Source organism: Streptomyces umbrinus (genome assembly GCF_030817415.1).
GTDB classification, from domain to species: Bacteria; Actinomycetota; Actinomycetes; order Streptomycetales; family Streptomycetaceae; genus Streptomyces; species Streptomyces umbrinus_A.
The window spans coordinates 345,345-362,934 of the sequence record NZ_JAUSZI010000002.1; the positions used below are offsets into that span (position 1 = coordinate 345,345).

Annotated in this window: 17 protein-coding genes and 2 pseudogenes; 11 read left to right on the plus strand and 8 right to left on the minus strand. The window is 67.9% G+C overall.

Annotated features, from left to right (window positions below; translation table 11 throughout):
• The first annotated feature begins 22 nt into the window (after window positions 1-22).
• Window positions 23-874: a phosphotransferase enzyme family protein gene (locus tag QF035_RS02200; RefSeq protein ID WP_307530839.1), complete on the plus strand. Its 852-nt coding sequence runs from the start codon at window positions 23-25 to the stop codon at window positions 872-874.
• A gap of 24 nt (window positions 875-898) precedes the next feature.
• On the opposite strand, the gene QF035_RS02205 is transcribed toward QF035_RS02200, so the two are convergent.
• The 3 genes and pseudogenes from QF035_RS02205 to QF035_RS02215 form a co-directional block, all read right to left on the minus strand.
• Complete coding sequence (locus tag QF035_RS02205; RefSeq protein ID WP_307517758.1) at window positions 899-1,417, minus strand: GNAT family N-acetyltransferase; 519 nt, start codon at window positions 1,415-1,417, stop codon at window positions 899-901.
• Window positions 1,414-1,984, minus strand: a pseudogene (locus tag QF035_RS02210) (LLM class flavin-dependent oxidoreductase); the annotation flags it as partial. The gene QF035_RS02205 and the pseudogene QF035_RS02210, both read right to left, overlap by 4 nt.
• Window positions 1,985-2,016: 32 nt before the next feature.
• Complete coding sequence (locus tag QF035_RS02215) at window positions 2,017-3,297, minus strand: RNA-guided endonuclease InsQ/TnpB family protein (protein WP_307517759.1); 1,281 nt, start codon at window positions 3,295-3,297, stop codon at window positions 2,017-2,019.
• A 25-nt stretch (window positions 3,298-3,322) separates the two neighbouring features.
• Here QF035_RS02215 and tnpA point away from each other — a divergent pair, with 25 nt between their 5' ends.
• Window positions 3,323-3,754: an IS200/IS605 family transposase gene (tnpA, locus tag QF035_RS02220; RefSeq protein ID WP_307517761.1), complete on the plus strand. Its 432-nt coding sequence runs from the start codon at window positions 3,323-3,325 to the stop codon at window positions 3,752-3,754.
• Window positions 3,755-3,852: 98 nt separating this feature from the next.
• Here tnpA and QF035_RS02225 read toward each other — a convergent pair.
• Window positions 3,853-4,422 (minus strand): annotated as a pseudogene (locus tag QF035_RS02225) (LLM class flavin-dependent oxidoreductase); the annotation flags it as partial.
• A gap of 754 nt (window positions 4,423-5,176) precedes the next feature.
• Here QF035_RS02225 and QF035_RS02230 point away from each other — a divergent pair.
• The 7 genes from QF035_RS02230 to QF035_RS02255 all read left to right on the plus strand — a co-directional run bounded on the left by QF035_RS02230 (window position 5,177) and on the right by QF035_RS02255 (window position 10,981).
• Window positions 5,177-5,746: a winged helix-turn-helix domain-containing protein gene (locus QF035_RS02230; protein WP_307517764.1), complete on the plus strand. Its 570-nt coding sequence runs from the start codon at window positions 5,177-5,179 to the stop codon at window positions 5,744-5,746.
• Window positions 5,747-5,759: 13 nt separating this feature from the next.
• The gene (locus QF035_RS02235; protein WP_307517766.1) at window positions 5,760-6,989 is read left to right on the plus strand and encodes an acyl-CoA dehydrogenase family protein; all 1,230 of its coding nucleotides are present in this window, start codon (window positions 5,760-5,762) and stop codon (window positions 6,987-6,989) included.
• Window positions 6,990-7,109: 120 nt separating this feature from the next.
• Window positions 7,110-7,568 (plus strand): RrF2 family transcriptional regulator, encoded by a 459-nt coding sequence (locus QF035_RS02240; RefSeq protein WP_143643055.1) that lies wholly within the window; start codon window positions 7,110-7,112, stop codon window positions 7,566-7,568.
• Between the two features lie 138 nt (window positions 7,569-7,706).
• The gene (locus QF035_RS55615; RefSeq protein ID WP_373466597.1) at window positions 7,707-7,808 is read left to right on the plus strand and encodes a putative leader peptide; all 102 of its coding nucleotides are present in this window, start codon (window positions 7,707-7,709) and stop codon (window positions 7,806-7,808) included.
• 316 nt (window positions 7,809-8,124) lie between these two features.
• The gene (locus QF035_RS02245; RefSeq protein WP_307517767.1) at window positions 8,125-9,231 is read left to right on the plus strand and encodes an aliphatic sulfonate ABC transporter substrate-binding protein; all 1,107 of its coding nucleotides are present in this window, start codon (window positions 8,125-8,127) and stop codon (window positions 9,229-9,231) included.
• A 48-nt stretch (window positions 9,232-9,279) separates the two neighbouring features.
• Entirely contained in the window at window positions 9,280-10,068 is a 789-nt protein-coding gene (locus tag QF035_RS02250) for an ABC transporter ATP-binding protein (RefSeq protein ID WP_307517768.1), read from the plus strand.
• On the plus strand, window positions 10,055-10,981 hold the full coding sequence (locus QF035_RS02255; protein WP_307517769.1) for an ABC transporter permease: 927 nt from the start codon (window positions 10,055-10,057) through the stop codon (window positions 10,979-10,981). Before QF035_RS02250 ends, QF035_RS02255 begins: the two co-directional genes overlap by 14 nt.
• A gap of 40 nt (window positions 10,982-11,021) precedes the next feature.
• Here the strand turns inward: QF035_RS02255 and QF035_RS02260 are convergent, their stop codons facing one another.
• Window positions 11,022-11,972, minus strand: coding sequence for a hypothetical protein (locus QF035_RS02260; protein ID WP_307517770.1), 951 nt, complete (start codon window positions 11,970-11,972; stop codon window positions 11,022-11,024).
• Window positions 11,973-12,458: 486 nt separating this feature from the next.
• Between QF035_RS02260 and QF035_RS02265 the strand changes: the two genes are divergently transcribed.
• Window positions 12,459-13,639 (plus strand): IS3 family transposase gene (locus tag QF035_RS02265; RefSeq protein WP_307517772.1). Its coding sequence is split into 2 segments (ribosomal slippage): window positions 12,459-12,723 and window positions 12,723-13,639, totalling 1,182 coding nucleotides; the frame shifts between segments, so codons are not numbered across the junction.
• Window positions 13,640-13,713: 74 nt separating this feature from the next.
• Here QF035_RS02265 and QF035_RS02270 read toward each other — a convergent pair.
• Window positions 13,714-14,979 carry an IS701 family transposase gene (locus tag QF035_RS02270; RefSeq protein WP_307517773.1) on the minus strand — a complete coding sequence of 422 codons (1,266 nt, stop codon included), beginning with the start codon at window positions 14,977-14,979 and terminating at the stop codon, window positions 13,714-13,716.
• 73 nt (window positions 14,980-15,052) lie between these two features.
• Here QF035_RS02270 and QF035_RS02275 point away from each other — a divergent pair, with 73 nt between their 5' ends.
• Entirely contained in the window at window positions 15,053-15,760 is a 708-nt protein-coding gene (locus tag QF035_RS02275; protein ID WP_307517775.1) for a carboxypeptidase-like regulatory domain-containing protein, read from the plus strand.
• Window positions 15,761-16,129: 369 nt separating this feature from the next.
• On the opposite strand, the gene QF035_RS02280 is transcribed toward QF035_RS02275, so the two are convergent.
• Both QF035_RS02280 and QF035_RS56200 read right to left on the minus strand, forming a co-directional pair.
• Entirely contained in the window at window positions 16,130-16,276 is a 147-nt protein-coding gene (locus tag QF035_RS02280; protein WP_307517776.1) for a hypothetical protein, read from the minus strand.
• Window positions 16,260-17,441, minus strand: coding sequence for a serine hydrolase domain-containing protein (locus tag QF035_RS56200; protein WP_307517777.1), 1,182 nt, complete (start codon window positions 17,439-17,441; stop codon window positions 16,260-16,262). Before QF035_RS56200 ends, QF035_RS02280 begins: the two co-directional genes overlap by 17 nt.
• Window positions 17,442-17,590: the final 149 nt, after the last annotated feature.

A 17,590-nucleotide genomic window follows, 5' to 3' on the forward strand; every position in this document is an offset into this window, starting at 1 on the left:
AAGGGAGGGGGGCCGGGCGACGATGCAGGCGTCAGAGGTCTCGCGTGCCACGGCCGCGGCCAGGTCGATCGCCTCATCGCTTGACCTGACCGTCGACGACGCGATCGTTCTTCATAACTCCAACAAACTCACTCTGCGTCTGCTGCCTTGTGATGTCCTGGCCCGAGTGGCACCTGTAGAGCAACAGGTCGCGCAGTTCGAGGTCGATGTCGCTCAGCGGCTCGGTGAATCCGGATGCCCGGTGGCCGCCCTTGAGCCGCGAGTGGAGCCACGCGTCCATGAGCGCGATGGCTTCGTGGTCACACTGTGGACCTACTACGAACCCGTGGCGCCCCATGAGGTCTCTCCAGCGGACTTCGCCCATGCGCTCGAGCAGCTGCATGCCGGCATGCGCAAGCTCGATGTCCCGGCACCGCACTTCATGGATCGAGTCGAGCAGGCTCAACAGTTCCTGGCGAACCACGAGCGCACTCCGGAACTCGCAGACGCGGACCGGGAGTTGCTCGGCGACACGCTACAAAGCCTTGGGCGAGCGATCGGCGAGCGCGGCGGCGCCGAGCAACTGCTGCACGGCGAGCCGCACCCGGGCAACCTGCTCACCACGGAGAACGGGCCGCTGTTCATCGACTTTGAGACGTGTTGTCGTGGGCCCGTCGAATTCGACCTCGCCCATGCGCCCGAAGAAGTCAGCGAGCACTATCCGGGTGTCGACCAGGACTTGCTGCGCGAGTGCCGGATCCTCGTACTGGCCATCATCACAACGTGGCGCTGGGACCGAGACGACCAACTCCCGAACGGGCGTCGGCTCGGCGCAGAGTGGCTCAGTCAGATCCGAGCAGCACGCGATCGCAACGACCTGGACATTCACGGCTGATTGCGGTCAGACGCCCGCGGCCTTTCAAGTGCGCGCTTCGGCCGGCAGGTGCTTCTCGAAGGGCAGCGGGCCGATGGTTTCCGGGTCGGCGGACGTGTCGAACAGCGGGGTGTAGCCGGTGGCCAGGTACAGGCCGCGGGCCTCGGGCTGACGCGGCCCGGTGGTCAGGTAGATCCGCCGGTAGCCGCGTGCGCTCGCCTCGTGCTCCAGTTCGGCGACGACGCGTCGCGCGAGGCCGCGTCTGCGGTGGGCGCTGTGCGTCCAGATCCGTTTGAGTTCCGCCGTGGTTGCGTCGTACCGGCGGAAGGCGCCGCCCGCGACCGGCTCATCGCGCTCCAGGACCAGGAGCAGCACCCCGCCGTGCTGCCGGGTGAACTCCTCGTCGGGATAGCGGGCGAGTTCAGCGTGCGCGTCCTTGCCGTATCGCGTCGAGTACTCGTCGCCGAGTTCGCGCAGCAGCGGTCTCACCCGCGGGTCGGACACGGTCACTTGAATCACCGTCAACTCGCTTGAGGACGACGGTGGTTGCGCCACCGATGTCATCCATTCACCGCCGCGAGGTTCTGCGTGGCGCGGGCTGCCCGCTCAGCGTCGTGCTCGGCGTCGCGCTTGGCGACCTCCTCGCGGACGATCGGGATCACGTACCGGCCGAAGTCGATCGCGTCGTCCAACAGGTCGTAGCCGCGGGCGGAGAGAATGTCGACGCCGAGGTCGTAGTAGTCCAGGAGGGCTTGGGCGACCGTTTCCGGGGTGCCGACCAGGGCGTTGGAGTTGCCCGCTCCCCCGGTGGCGGCGGCTGTCGGGGTCCACAGGGCACGGTCGTAGCGCTCGCCCGCCTCGGCGATCGCGATCAGCCGCTGCGAGCCGGTGTTCTGCGGCTGTGCCTGCCCGTTGTGGCGCTTGGTGATCGCCTCACCTTTCTCCTTACGGGCCTTGATCGCGCCAACCGTGCGGTGCGCCTTCTCCCAGGCCAGTTCCTCGGTCGGGGCGATGATCGGTCGGAACGCCACCTGGATGCCGGGTACTTCGGTGCGGCCCCCGGACTTCGCGGCGGCCTTCACATCCTCGATCTGCTCGGCGGTCTTCGGGCTCGCCCCAGAGGCATTGAAGTGCTCTCCCAGCTGAAGCAGGGAGATTCCCGTCTACCTTGCGGTGGCGGGCTTGGCACGGCGAGCGCGCCTGACGACTGCCCTCCCGGCAGCCGGGACGAGCGCGTGGCCCGTCCGGTACAGGTGCAGGATGTTCCGGGCTGCGTTGTGGTCGGCGTTGCCGGACCACCCGCAGTCGGGGTTCTTGCACACGAACAGGGCCTGGGTCTCCCGGCTGCCGGGTGTTGTGAAACCGCAGGCGGAACAGCATCGGGAGGTGTTCGGGGCGGGGGCCTTGGCCAGCGTGCCGCCGCGTCGGGCGAGCTTGTACGTCAGCATGGTGACCGTGCGCCCCCATGCCTCCCCGCTGATCGAGCGGTTCAGCCCGGACTTCTGGGCGACGTTCCTGCCAGGTTGCTCCACGGTTCCCCTGGGGGACTTGACCATGTTCGTGATCGTGAGTGCTTCCACCACCACAACGCCATACGTGTCGGCGATCCTGGTGGTGGTCTTGTGCTGCCAGTCCGAGGCCCGGCGCTTGGCTTTCGCGCGCAGTCCTGCGATCTGGTCGTAGGTGTGGTGCAGCCGGCGGGAGGTGCGTTCGCCAGGCTTGCGGTGCTTCTTACGGCCGGCGGCGCGCTGCTCCAGATCCAGGAGCCTGGCCTGCTCCTGCCGGGTCAGCCATTCGCCGTGCTCGTACGTCCCGCCGTCGGAGAGGGCGAGGGGCACGGTGATACCGACATCGATGCCGACTGGCGGCCCCTGGTGAGGTTCCGGCTGCGGTTCGAGGGTCTGGACTCGGAAGGCGATGTGCCAGCCGAGCGCGTCTTTGACCAGACGTGCGCCGGTGATCCGGTTCTCCCTAGTGGCGCCCTTGCCGACGGGCAGGTCTTTGGTCCAGCGGAAACGGACACGGCCGATCTTCGGCAGGTTGACCATCCCCCACCTGCGGTGGACCCGCCTGATATTCAAGTCCCGGCCCTGCGGCACGTCCACAGCCATGGCGCAACGGAACCGACCCTTGAAGTTCGGCGCATCCGCACGGGCGTCCCAGCAGTTCCGCCACGCCTGGAAATACGTCTTCAGCACCGCTTGCGCGGCCTGCGCGGGAAGGACAGCGAGGAAATCGATGTCCTGGCGGGCCTGGCGGATCGCGGCGTCCGCGTTCGCGAGTGTCTGCTTCTCCTTCGGTATCATCTGCCACCAGGCGTGCAGGAGATTCCACATGGTGCGAGCCGCGTGCGCCTGGTCATCGGCCTTGAGGACTTCGGCAGGATTCAGCGCCAGCCGGGCGCGGTGCCCGAACTGCCGTGTCTCCAGGCCGCGACCACTCACGGACCGCAGCATACGACATTGGTTTATGTCACCACGATGGAATCCGAACCCTGATGTACGCAACGGCCGACACGTCGTCCACGACCTGCATGTCCACTTGGTTTTTGTCAGTAAATACCGGCGGCACGCGTTCACCGAGGCCATGCTGACCCGCACGGAGGAGGTCATGCGCGAGGTCTGCACGGACTTCGAGGCCGAACTGAAGCAGTTCAACGGCAAACAGGACCACGTCCACCTCCTCGTGCACTACCCGCCGAAGGTGCAACTCTCCAAACGGGTCAACAGTCTCAAGGGCGTCTCCTCCCGACGCCTACACCACGAGTACGACGCGCACGTGCGCCGCTATCTGTGGGGCGGCCACTTCTGGTCCGGCTCCTACTTCGCCGGGTCCTTCGGCGGGACACCGCTGACCGTCGTCAAGCGGTACATCGAGAACCAGCAACGCCCCGCCGACTGAGGAAAACGGTGCGACCCCATGCACCCGCTCAGGTCAGAGCAGCCCAGGGATGGCCTTCGCCCCCGCCGCAAACGGCAGAGCACTGGTCAAGATCAAAGATAGATGTCGGCCCCTGCGGCGTACGCGGCGGGCGACGAACCTCCGAACGACACATTCGGGCGGGGCTGTTGAACCGGGAAGACGTCGCTGACGAAGTCGTGGAAACGGTAGTGCTCGCCCTCATGGTCGAAGGGCTCGCGGGTGGTCCAGATCTTCTTGACGATCCGGATGTACTCGCGGGTGCGGGCGTAGCGCTCGTCCTTGGTGAGGATGTCACCCTCGCGGCCCTGCTCCTGGTCGTTGCCGCCGGTGATGAAGTGCACGGTCAGCCGGCCCTCGCTGATCTGGTCGAGGGTGGCGAAGGTCTTCGCGGCGAAGGTCGGATACGAGACGTTGGGCCGGTGGGCGAGCAGGATCTGGAGCCGGTCGAGCCTGCTCGCGATGTAGGCGGCGGCCGGCGCGGGGTCCGGCGAACCGGAGCCGTAGGCGAGCAGCACCCGGTCCCAGCCGTACTCCTCGTGCGCCCGGGCCAGCCTGAGCGTGTACTCCTTGTCGAAGGCGGCGCCGGACCGCGCGGTGGTTTCGGATCCGTTGTTGGTCGCGGCGATGCCGAGGAACTCGACGGGCATGGGAATGACCTTTCGTACGGGCCGGCAGAACGGGCCTTTGCACAGCGGGATGTGACCGCTCGTCAGAGAACGGCTCATCAGGGAACGGCTCGTCAGGGAACTGGTGCGGCGCTTGGAGCGAGCGAGGCGGTGCTCAGCGTCGGGCGGCGAACCGGACGGCGGCAGCGCGTGTCAGGGCCCTCAGGACCACGTCGTTGCGCGGGTCAGCGCCGACGAGGCCGATGACCCTAAAGGAGAACTCGGTCCGCGACGGGTTCGACGGGGTCACCGAGGAGGGAAGGCCGACGGACGGCCCACCGCCCGAGTCAGGCGGGACACGCCGCGGACCACACCCGACCGAAGTCGATGTGGTCACGCGAGACCAAGCGCGGCTGGGCGTTCATGCGGCCAATTGAGCAATACATCTCGCTCGTCGTCAACCGACGCCCGCATGCCGGACCGGCTCCGGCCTGCGGGCCGGCCAGCCACGGCAACGAATACGGGCCACCCTTTCGATCATTCCCTATATTTCCTATCGATTTACTAGGGAAGTATTGACGGCGCCCTGCTGGGGTGCGCAGGATGATGCACATGTGCCCCACGCAGCAACGACTCGTTCGTCGTCGGCATGTCGACTTTGGTCACGTCGTCAGCGCTGCCTGCTGTCGCGTCTAGGGCACGCGACTCGCACCCATCGCGCGTGCCGCTCCGCTTCCTTCAGGTGAACTCACCCACCGCTCCCGACAGCCCGACATCCTTCTGAAGGACGACCGCCATGCCCACGGCAATTCCGGCTCAGCCCGCTCCACTGCATTCGCCGCTCTCCGACGTGCGCCATCTTCGCCTGGTGGGCGCCACCCCACAGAGCGGCGCCGGGGAACGCGATGCGGCCCCGCTCGTCGGCTACCTCCTGTTCGTCCCTGAGGGCACCGACCCGGCCGAACTCTTCGTCAAGGACGGCGTACGGCCGGAGCTCCGGCCGGTCACCTACGACGACTCGCCTCCCGCGCCGCCGACGAGCGGCGACAGCATCCACGTCGACACCGCGCGGCATGTCGCGCAGGCGGACGGGCGCGAACTCGACCTCACCTACCTCGAGTTCGAGCTGCTGGCGCATCTCGTTCTGCGCCCCCACCAGGTGCATTCGCGCGAGCAGTTGGTGGCCAACGTATGGGGCTACGACCACGTCGGCGACGGCCGCACCGTGGACGTCCACATCGCGCGCCTGCGCCGCAAGCTGGGCAAGGCTCACCAGCACCGGATCGTCACCGTACGACGCGTGGGCTACAAGTACGTGCCCGACCAGCAAACGAGGCCCGACGCCGCTCCCTGCGGCCGTCCTTGAGGAGACCAGTCCCATGGGCTTTGCCCTCGCGCAGTCCGGTCCCGCGCCGGAGTCCGACCGGACCGCGACAGACCGTGCGCACTGGCTGCGCGTGGCCCGCGAGACGGCGGACGACCTGGCCACGGACGCGGTGGTCCGGGAGCAGGCGGGCAAGGTCCCGTTCGACGAGGTGTCCCGGCTGCGCGAGGCGGGCCTGCTGACGTTGCTGATACCGGCCGAGCTCGGGGGCGCAGGCGAGAGCTGGCCGACGGCCTACGCCGTTGTCCGGGAGATCGCCGCTGCCGACGGGGCCATCGGTCAGCTCCTCGGCTGTCACTACTTCATGTCGTGGAGCGCCCGGTTCTTCACGGAGCCCGCTCTCGCCGCGCAGCTCGGGCGGCAGTCCGCGGCGGAGCAGTGGTGCTGGGGCGGTGCTTTCACCCGTCAGGAACCACCTCTCGCACTGAACAGGACCGCCGGCGGCTACCTGCTGGACGGCCGGCAGAGTTACGTCACCGGGGTCCTGGTCGCCGACCGGCTCGTCGTACGGGCCGTGCGGACCGACAGCGGCGAACCGCTCGCCGTGGTCGTCGATCCCGCCCGGCACGGCGTGGTGATCGACGGTGACGCCGACCCCTTCGGCCAACGGCTCGCGGCCGGCGGCAGCGTGGAGTTCGACGGCGTGCCGGTCAGCACCGACGACGTACTCGGCTCCCTGTCCGCGGACGAGGACGCCCTGTCGCCCGTAGCCTCCCTGGCGTCACCGGTCGGGCGGCTCGTATCCGTCCAGCTCCGTCTCGGCATGGCCGAGGGAGTGCTCGCCGAAGCCCGTGAGTACAGCCGGGCGGGCCACTCCGCCTGGGACCCGGCGTGGCCGGCCGGCTCTCCGCAGGATCCGCAGGTGCTGACCACGTACGGGGAACTCACCGTCCTCACCCGCTCCGCCTCCGCGCTCACCGATCACGCACTGGAAGCCCTGCGGGGCGGGCTGGCGCGCGGCGAAGACCTCACGTACGACGAGTACGCGGAGATATCGGTCCTCGTGGCGATGGCCGAAGCCGCAGCCTCCAGGGCCGTGCAGGAATGCACCGCCCGCGCACTGGACGTCATCGGCGCCCGCTCCACGTCCTCGCGGCTTGGCTTCGACCGCTTCTGGCGCAATGCCAGGACCCACACGTTGTACGAGCCGGTGGCCGACCGACTCCGCGATGTCGGAGACTACTTCCTCAACGGTGCACACCCCCCGTTCATCCTGCCCGCCTGACCTCGCAAGACGCTGCCTTGATCTCCGACGACCCGAACCTCTCGACTGCCGGACGAGAACGGGTGCCCGGCATCCCGCCCGCGGCGGACGCCGACCGAATTCGTACGGGATAATGAACGCATGCGGATCTCAGCCAGGGCGGACTACGCGGTACGTGCCGCACTGCAGCTCGCCGCGTCCCGAGATGACGGGCCGCTGAAGGCCGAGGCCATCGCCGACGCTCAGGACATCCCGCACAAATTTCTCGAAGGCATCCTGAACGACATGCGGCGGGGCGGTCTCGTGCTCAGCCAGCGTGGCGGGAACGGCGGCTACCGGCTGGCCAAGCCTCCCGAGTCCATCAGCATCGCCGACGTCATTCGCGTCGTGGACGGTCCGCTGGTCTCGGTCCGCGGGGTCCGCCCTCCCGACCTGTCCTACACCGGACCTGCCCAGTCGCTGCTCCCCCTGTGGATCGCACTGCGCTCCAACGTGCGCGAGATCCTGGAGGGCGTCTCCCTCGCCGACGTCGCGTCGGCCGAGTTGCCCGCCGGAGTTTCCGCGCTGACCGACGCTCCCGGCGCCTGGACAAACCCCTGACCGCAGGGCCGACCACAGCTTGATCTCACAGATCGAGATCAGGCTGTCCATCATATGAACACCCTCTTGGGGTGAAGGCCGCCTTCTGTCACGATCCCCATCAACCAGGTGGGAAAACTAGGGAACTGCGGGGTGGCCATGAGAACGCTCAACCGCACAGACTGGTTGCTGCCCCTTCTGACCTCGCGTCGCCACATCGACCTCGGCCGTACGTCCAGCGCCATCTGTCGACCCGTCTGACACTGTCCGCGGAACCAGGTGGCTCACGCAGAACACCACTGCGCTCGCTGCCGTCCCGCCCCAGTCGGCGGACCGGACACTCTTCGGCTGACTGCGTCAACCGCACCTCCCCATGACCGCATGCCTTCGGGCACGGCGCGGCTGAGGCAGCGGGACGCACCAGCCACTCCGGCGACATGCGCCACGTTGCGCTCCTCAGCCCGCGCCAGCATTCCTGCCGCCGAGGGCCAGTAGTGGAGCGCTGGTGCGTGCCACCGGGCGTTACGCCTCGCACTGCCGAACCTCCTGACAACCCATCCCCTGAGAGGACACCTCAGTGTCTGCCGCACGACCGCTCACCACCCTGCGCACCATCGCCGCCATAGCCGCGCTTCCCCTGCTCGCTCTCACTGCCTGCGGTTACGGGTCCGAGTCCAAGGACAACGACACGTCGAAGGTGGCGGCCGAGGGCAAGAAGCTCTCCGCGGACACCGTGCGGATCGGCTACTTCCCGAACCTGACGCACGCCACCGCCCTGGTCGGGGACCAGGAAGGCCTGCTGCAGAAGGAACTCGGCGGTACAAAGGCCACCTACTCCCAGTTCAACGCGGGGCCTGCGGAGATCGAGGCGCTCAACTCGGGTTCGATCGACATCGGCTGGATCGGCCCCTCCCCCGCGATCAACGGCTACAGCACCACCGACGGCAAGGGCCTGCGGATCATCGGCGGCTCCGCCTCCGGCGGTGTGAAGCTCGTCGTCAACCCGGACAAGGTCACGTCCCTCAAGGACGTCAAGGGCAAGAAGATCGCCACCCCGCAGCTGGGCAACACCCAGGACGTGGCGTTCCTGAACTGGATCGCCGAGCAGGGCTGGAAGGTCGACGCGCAGAGCGGCAAGGGGGATGTGTCGGTGGTCCGCACCGACAACAAGATCACCCCGGATGCGTACAAGTCGGGGTCCATCGACGGCGCGTGGGTGCCCGAGCCGACCGCGTCCAAGCTGGTCGCCGAGGGCGGCAAGGTCCTCCTGGACGAGGCCGACCTGTGGCCCGACAAGAAGTTCGTCATCACCAACATCATCGTCTCCCAGAAGTTCCTCACGGAGCACCCGGATGTGGTGCAGGCGGTGCTGCGCGGCTCGGTGAAGACCAACACGTGGATCAACGCCAACCCGGACAAGGCGAAGGCGGCCGCGAACGCCAAGCTGCAGGAGCTGTCCGGCAAGCCGCTGCCCGCCAATGTGCTGGACCCGGCGTGGAAGTCGATCCAGTTCACCGACGACCCGCTGGCCTCCACCCTGAACACCGAGGCCGACCACGCGGTCAAGGCGGGCCTGCTCAAGCAGCCGAAGCTGGACGGCATCTACAACCTCGCGCCGTTGAACAAGGTCCTCAAGGCCGAGGGCAAGAGCCCGGTCGACGACGCCGGACTCGGCGTCAAGTAACCCCCGCACACCCCCGTTGTCCGCATGAGTTCCCAGGAGGTGACGACCATGGCAACCGCCCTCGCCAAGGCCGCCGACGCCACTACGTCGGTGGCATACGCCGCGCGGATCGAGCACGTCTCGAAGTCCTTCACCACACCCGCCGGCCGCCAGCTCGTCCTGGACGACATCACCCTCGATGTCGCACCCGGCGAGTTCGTCACCCTCCTGGGAGCCTCCGGCTGCGGCAAGTCCACCCTCCTCAACCTCGTCGCCGGCCTCGACAAACCGACGGCGGGGGGCATCAGTACCGACGGCCGCCCCGCCCTGATGTTCCAGGAACACGCCCTGTTCCCGTGGCTGACCGCGGGCAAGAACATCGAACTCGCCCTGAAACTGCGCGGCGTGGCCAAGGCGGAGCGGCGCACCAAGGCGGAGGAGCTGCTGGCCCTCGTCCGGCTGACGGGCGCCTACGGCAAGCGGGTGCACGAGCTGTCCGGCGGGATGCGCCAGCGCGTCGCGCTGGCCCGCGCGCTCGCCCAGGACAGCAAACTGCTGCTGATGGACGAGCCGTTCGCCGCCCTGGACGCCATCACCCGGGACGTGCTGCACGACGAACTGACCCGCATCTGGCGCGAGACCAGCGTCTCGGTGCTGTTCGTCACCCACAACGTCCGCGAGGCCGTCCGCCTCGCCGAACGCGTCGTGCTGCTGTCCTCCCGCCCGGGACGGATCGCGCACGAGTGGACGGTCGACATCCCGCAGCCACGCCGTATCGAGGACTCCGCCGTCGCGGAACTGTCCGTCGAGATCACCGAACAACTGCGTGGGGAGATCCGCCGCCATGGCCAGCACTGACACCGGGGTCGACATCAAGAAGGACGGCTCCCCGGCGGCCGGGGAGCCCCGGGACCCGCACGATCTGGCGGGACTGGAGGCCGGCCTCGACGCGCTGGATTCGGTGCGGGTCGACCGTACGCCGTTGCGCGAGACCCTGACAGGCAAGGTGCTGCCACCCGTCGTCGCCGTGGCGCTGGTGCTGGTGGTCTGGCAGATCCTGGTCTGGGCGAAGGTCACCGACAGCTACAAGCTGCCGGCGCCGTCCGCGGTGTGGAACGAGCTGACCGATGCCTGGCGGCAGGGCACCCTGCTGGAGTACATCTGGACCAGCGTCTCGCGCGGCCTGCTCGGCTTCGCCATGGCCCTCGTGATCGGCACGCCGCTGGGTCTGCTGGTCGCCCGGGTGAAGTTCGTCCGCGCGGCCATCGGCCCCATTCTGTCCGGACTCCAGTCACTGCCGTCCGTGGCCTGGGTACCGCCCGCCGTGCTCTGGCTGGGCCTCAACAACTCGATGATGTACGCGGTGATCCTGCTCGGCGCGGTCCCCTCGATCGCCAACGGACTGGTCTCCGGCGTCGACCAGGTACCCCCGCTCTACCTGCGGGCCGGCCGCACCCTGGGCGCCACGGGACTGCGCGGCACCTGGCACATCGTGATCCCCGCCGCACTGCCCGGCTACCTCGCCGGCCTCAAGCAGGGCTGGGCCTTCTCCTGGCGCTCACTGATGGCCGCCGAGATCATCGCCTCCTCACCCGACCTGGGCATCGGCCTCGGCCAGCTCCTTGAAAACGGCCGCACCGCCAACAGCATGTCCATGGTCTTCCTCGCCATCCTCCTCATCCTGATCGTCGGAATCGCCATCGACCTGCTCATCTTCAGTCCGCTGGAGCAGCGGGTACTGCGCAGCCGGGGCCTGCTGGTATCCCACTGAACGGACGGACAACGACCGGTGTGGCCAGCCGGTCAGCCGGTCAGCCGGTGCAAGGCTGCCACCGGTCTTCCTGTGCGGGGTCGATACTGCTGAGCCACACCAGCGCCCCACCGATCAGGCCGGGCCTGTCCCGCGTGGCCAGGGCCGGGGCTTCGAGCATGTCGGCAGCCTCTTCCAAGTAGGTGACCAGCGTGTCGAGTTCTTCGCCGGGGGCTTCGTTGTAGCGGGACCATCGGCCCATGTAGCCGGACGCGGCGTCCAGGTACAGGCCCGAGGTGCCGTCAGCCGGGCCCAGGGCGACAACCGGAACCCAGGTTGCCTTCCACACGGTGATCCGCTCGTCCTCGGGGCGGTCGGTGTTGAAGGTGTCCTGGTGGGCCTGGGAGTCCATCTTCAGCCGGTAGGTGGCGGCCACGGCGTCCAGGGTCATGAGAGCCCGATTGCCCGGAAGGCATCCCGCGCCATCGACCCCGTCGTCACCCGCCGTCAGCAGCCACAGGACGTGCAGTTCGACGGGTATCCGGATGCCGAGGTCACCCTCCAGAGCGGCGATGGCGGTGGGGCCGGCGCCGACACGGAGCGCAGCGTAGGAATCGGGGGCGTTGTGCTGGAGCCAGCCGGTGATGCGCTGCCAGGCATCGGCGATCTCCCGTACGGTGACCGCCTCGGTGGCTGGGTCGGCGGGCTCCTCGTCCTGCTGCTCCAGGTCCTGGGCGTCCGCGACGGGCTCTGCGGGCGCGGTGAAGGAGATCGGGTTCACGTACCGGATCTCGATCCGGTCGGACTCGCGGATGTAGCCGACGGCCAGGGCGGGGCAGTCCTCGAACAGGTCGCCGTCAACCGTCACGGTGAGGATGCCTGGCAGATTCGAGGGCCGGCCCATGTCCGGGTCGTCGGCCAGCTGGCCGGCCAGAACCTTCAGGGCGTAGGGCACACCGGTCCCGAACCGGGTGGCGGTGTCGCGTACGAACGGGGGTAACTCGACGTCCACGGCCTGGTGTTCCTTGCTGATCGGACGGAAGGCGGGCCCCTCATCGTAGGACGCGGTGGTCCTGACGCTTCTCCGAATCATCAAGCCGCGTCCGGACGCACCTCGGGTATCTGTCCGCACCCACGCGCCACGAATCAGGGCACCCACCGAGTCGCCGACTTCACCCACGCCCACCGCCGCCAGCAGCGCTTCGACCGCATCGAGGCCGCCGCCGAGCGCAGCTGATACCCGCCCGACCAGGGCGAGATCGACCGCACTGTCCCGGTCACCACCCCTCCCTGGCAGCGCTCCAGCGTCCCGGAGATTCTTCTTACCTGTTTTTCATAGGGTGCCTATTAGTGCCTGGTCAGGTTGATATGGGTGTGGGTATGTCGCGGTGGCAGGTGGGGCATGCGCCGGTCCAGAGGGCGAGGAGTGTCTGAGGGGCCACGAAGTTTCCGGACAGGTACCCAATAGGGTTGTCCTGAACAAGGAAACGAGGAAGAAGTGGCGCCACCCAGTAAGTACTCGCCGGAGTTCCGCGAGGAAGCCGTCCAGATCGCGTTGAGGTCGAGCAAGACGATCTCTGAAGTCGCCCGGGAGCTTGAGCTGAACTCGGAGACGCTACGCGGCTGGGTGAAGAAGCACCAGAAGCAGCAGGAACCGGCCCCCGATGCGGAACTGACGGTGAACGAGCGGGCGCGCCTGAAGGAACTCGAACGACGCAACCGCGAGCTGGAGATGGAAGTTACCTTCCTGAAAAAAGCCGCAGCGTACTTCGCGAAGGATCCCCGGTAGCAAGCAAGTACGAGTTCATCGACGAGATGCGGCTCGACACCGAGGAGTACGCCTACAGCGTCGAGTTCATGTGCGGCCGACTCGGCGTGTCCAGGTCCGGCTACTACGACTGGCGATCCCGCCCGGAATCCGCAACGGCCCAGCGGCGCGAAGAATTGAAACTGCTCATCAAGAAAGCCTTCGACATATCCGACAGCACCTACGGGCACCGGCGCATCCAGGCTCAACTGGATCGCTGGGGCGTCGCCGCGGGCATGGAGCTGGTCCGCTGCCTCATGCGTGAACTGGGCCTGGTGCCCTGCCAGCCAAGGCCGAAGAGGTTCGGCCTCACCCAGGCCGCAGCCGGCCAGGTACCGGATCTGGTGGGCCGTGACTTCACCGCAGATGCGCCTGGCGAAAAGCTCGTCGGTGACATCACCTACATCACGACCGGGGAAGGCTGGCTGTACCTCGCGACGGTCATCGACTGCTGCACGAAGGAAGTTATCGGTTACGCGATGGACGACCACTACCAAACCTCGCTGATATCCAGGGCGATCCGCAACGCGGCACGGAACAGAAGCCTCTCGGCGGGAGCGATATTTCACTCGGACCGCGGAAGCAACTACATGTCAGCCGAGTTCGGGAAGACGCTCAACCGGTTCGGACTGCGCAGGTCTTCCGGCCGTACCGGGATCTGTTTCGACAATGCCATGGCCGAATCGTTCTTCGGCGTGTTGAAGAACGAGCGCGTATCTCGGGTCACTTACCTGACCCGAGAGGCTGCCCGGCAGGACATCACTCGGTACATTGAATTCTGGTACAATCGCAAACGCCTCCACTCGGCGGTGGGTTACCGCCCTCCACGTGAAGTCCACGCCGAGTACGAAAAGTTGCGAATCGCCGCGTGAAATAGACAGTCAGACGCCTGTCCGGAAAGCACGTGGCCCCTCAGTCTGCAGCTCGCGGACGACCTGGTAGAGGCTCAGGCCGGCGCTGGGTCTTTTGGGATCCGGGCCAGTCGCTGCAGGGTGCAGAAGGCGTGTGCGACGGAGACGAGGGTGACGTGGTGGTGCCATCCGTTCCAGGTCCGGCCCTCGAAGTGGGCCAGTCCCAGGGCCTGTTTCATCTCCCGGTAGTCGTGCTCGATGCGCCAGCGAAGCTTGGCGAGGCGGACCAAGGTGGTCAACGGCATGCCGGAGGGCAGGTCGGACAGCCAGTACTGCACCGGCTCGCTCTCACCGGCGGGCCATTCGGCCAGCAGCCAGCACTCCGGCAGTTCCGGACCGTCGACGTGCTGGCGGACCTCGCGTCCGGCGGGCCGGATGCGCAGGGCCACGAAGCGGGAATACATCCGTTTGCGGCCCGAGAGGCCGCTGCCGGGCCGGGAGCCCTCCCGCCATTGCACCGGCCTGGCCGCTTTCCGGCCCGCCGCGATGACCAGTTCCTTCACGGACCGCGGCTTGCCGGGATACTTCGCCACCGGCGGACGTCCGGTCCCCGAGTACGGCTCGGCCACCGGGGCGGCGTCGGCGCTCTGGGCCGAGAGCGTGGTGGAGATCCCCACCACGTAGTTCAGGCCGCGTTCCTGCAGTCCGTGCCGGAACGCGGCGGCGTCGCCGTATCCGGCGTCCGCGATGGCCAGCGGCACCCCGATCCCCCAGGAACGGGTCTCATCCAGCATGTCCAGGGCCAGCTGCCACTTCTCCACGTGCCCGACATCGTCGGGGATGCCGCAAGCCGTACGTCGGGCGATCTTGTCCGCATCGGACTTCGGCGAGGCGGGATCCCAGGTCCGGGGCAGGAACAGCCGCCAGTTGACCGCCGCCGAGGCATGGTCGGACGCGAGGTGCAGCGAGACACCGACCTGGCAATTGGTGACCTTGCCCGCGGTGCCGGTGTACTGCCGCGCCACACACGCCGAGGCCGTCCCGTCCTTGAGGAACCCGGTGTCGTCGAAGACGAAAGCGTCGGGCCCGATCGCCTCCTCCATCCGCCAGGCGAGCTGGGCCCGGATGCGGGCGGGGTCCCAGGGACTGGTGGTGATGAAGTTGGCCAGCGCCTGACGATTGCCGTCCTCCCCGAGCCGGGCGGCCATCGGCTCGACCGACTTACGCCGCCCATCGGTCAACAGCCCTCGCAGATACACCTGCCCCCACCGGCGCTGATCCTTACGCGCAAACGGCTCGAACACCTCCGCCGCGAACGCCTCCAACTCACCACGCACCACAGCAATCTCGTCCGGAGTCATACACCCTCAACGCCACACCAAGCCCCAAGGACACGCGTCACTCCAGCCAACCTGACCAGGCACTACTATGTAAATGCGCGATATCTCTCAGCCGTTCCACGACGGTCTGGTCATCGTCTTCTCCCTCGCCATCGCCATGTCCCTGGCTGCCGCGGCCGCTTCGCTGATCCGTGGCCGCGCCAAGCCGTTGCCCACCTCACCGACACCCGTGACGCCTGCTGCCATGGCGTCCTCGCAGGCAGCCCCTGAGGCCGGTTCGGCCACGCCACCTGCCCTGGAACTGCGCGGCAGGGTACGGGACGGTGCCGGCGAGCCGCTGGTCCACGCCACCCTCACACTCGTCGACCGCTACGGCCACCAGAAGGCCATCGCCAGATCAGGTCAGGACGGGGCGTACGAGCTGGCATCGGCGGAACCCGGTTCGCACATGCTGGTCGTGTCAGCCAAGGGGCACGAGCCCCGCGCCGTGCAGGTCACCATGGGCGCTGAACCGGCCCTCTCCGACCTCGCCCTGACGGCGATCTGCGGTGTGCACGGTACCGTGCGCCACGCACACACCGATCGTCCCGTCCCTCACGCCCACATCACCCTGCTGAACGCCCATGGCGATGTCGTGACCACGTCCACAACCAGCGAGAACGGCACGTACACCCTGAAGGGCCTGACTCCCGGCCCCTACACCGTCGTCGCCTCCGGCTGCCCTCCCGTATCCGCCGACATCACGCTCGGCAACGGGGAAGCCCGCCAAGTGGATCTCCGGACCGGCGACGCCCCCGACTGACGGAACACGGGCCGCGTCTCTGCGCGGCTGCCACGCTGGTCGCGCCCGCTCGATGAGCGCCTCGTCCGCCCTTCCGAAATCCAGGGTTCCTCAGCCGCGGTTGCCGAAGCGGCGGTTGCGGGAAACTCGAAGGACGACTTGGAAAGACACTGAGGAGCCGACACGGACAGAACGGTTCACAGACGATCGACAGACGTACCCTCGGCAAGGTCATCGGCGTAGGAGCGGCGGGAACAACTGACCCGCTGATGGACATGAACCTGCTCTGCATGACAGGCGGCAGGGGACGCCAAATCACCGAATCCGACGCCCTGTTCACCGCGGCCGGCCCGCGCCGCGTCAAAACGACTTCCGCAGGAGCATTCGCCGTCATCGAAACACAATCCACCACCAGACCCTGCGTGCGGCGAAGGTGGCAGAACGACGCTCCGGCATCTCCCGGCCCGCGACACCGCCGGTCGACGCGGCGACCGTGGCCGCGCCGGCCAGGTGGGCGTGCTCACGCGCAGAGTTCATCGTCGATCAGGTTGTTCGCCGCCTGCTGCGTGGACGAGTCCGTCGAGCCGTCGCTCGTCGCGTTCAGGACCACCGTGCGGCGGCCGTCCTCGCTGACGCCGTTACGGGTCGTGTAGCCCGGCATGTCACCGCCGTGGCTGTAGTACGCGCCGCCGCAGGACAGCGGGATCTCCATCAGGCCGAGCCCGTACCGCACGCCGGGCCAGCCGGGGTCCAGCTCCAGGGCTCGTACGGTGGTCTTCATCGCCGCCAGCTCGGCGGACGCAGCAGCCGCCCGCCGAGGAGCGCCTGGTAGAAGCGGGTGAGGTCGGCCGTCGTACTGATCATGGCGCCCGCCATGCCGGCCGCGGTGGGGTTGATCTCGGTGACGTCGATCGGTGCCCTGTCCTCGTCGAAGGAGGAATAGCCGCGCAGATGGCGTCCGGCCATCCGCGGGTACGTCGTCGGGGCGACGGTGTCGCGCAGGCCCAGCGGGCGGATGACGCGCGGTGGCCTCCTGGTCCCAGGTGTGCCCGGTGGCCTTCTGGATGATCATTCCGGCGAGGATGTAGTTGGTGTTGGAGTAGCTCCACCCGTCGCCGGGCGCGAATCCCGGGGTGTGCCGCATCGCGATGGCGACCAGCCGCTCCGGTGTCCAGGTGGTGTAGCGGTCGGCCTGGTAGCCGGCCGTGCTTGCGAACTCGGGGAAGTCCACCGTGTAGTCGAACAGTCCGCTGGTGTGCTGGAGCAGCTGCCGTACGGTGATCGCGCTGCCGTCGTTGCCGTTGCCGGAGACGACTCCGGGCAGCCAGTGCTCCACGGTGTCGTCCAGCGACAGGCGTCCCTCGCCGACGAGTTGGAGCACCACCGCGGCGACGAACGTCTTGGTGGTGCTGGCGATCCGGAACCGGTCACCGGGGCGTACGGCGTTGCCCGTGGCTCGGTCGGCCACTCCGGCGGTGGCGTACCGGGAACCTCGCGGGCCGGTCGACCGGGCCACGACGCCGACGGTCCCGGTCTTGAGGACCGCGTCCGCGTGTGCCTGCAGCGCCTTGCTGTTCGCCGTGTCGTGCAGCGGCGCGGTTACGGATCCGGTCGCGCCCGCCGCGGGCAGCGTCATGCCGACGCATGCCAGCCCGGCTACGAGCGTAGTGGCCACCACATGGGAGGTGAGCTTGGGTTTCATGGGTCGCGGGCTCCTTGCGTGTCGTGTCGGTCGGGCCGCCGTTGCGGTGTGGCCGCACGCTAGGAATTCCGGCCGGTCGAAACGATCAGGCAGGCGGGTCACCCGGCTGGGGTGGCCACCGGCGGGTGCCGGTAGCGCCTGCTGTAATG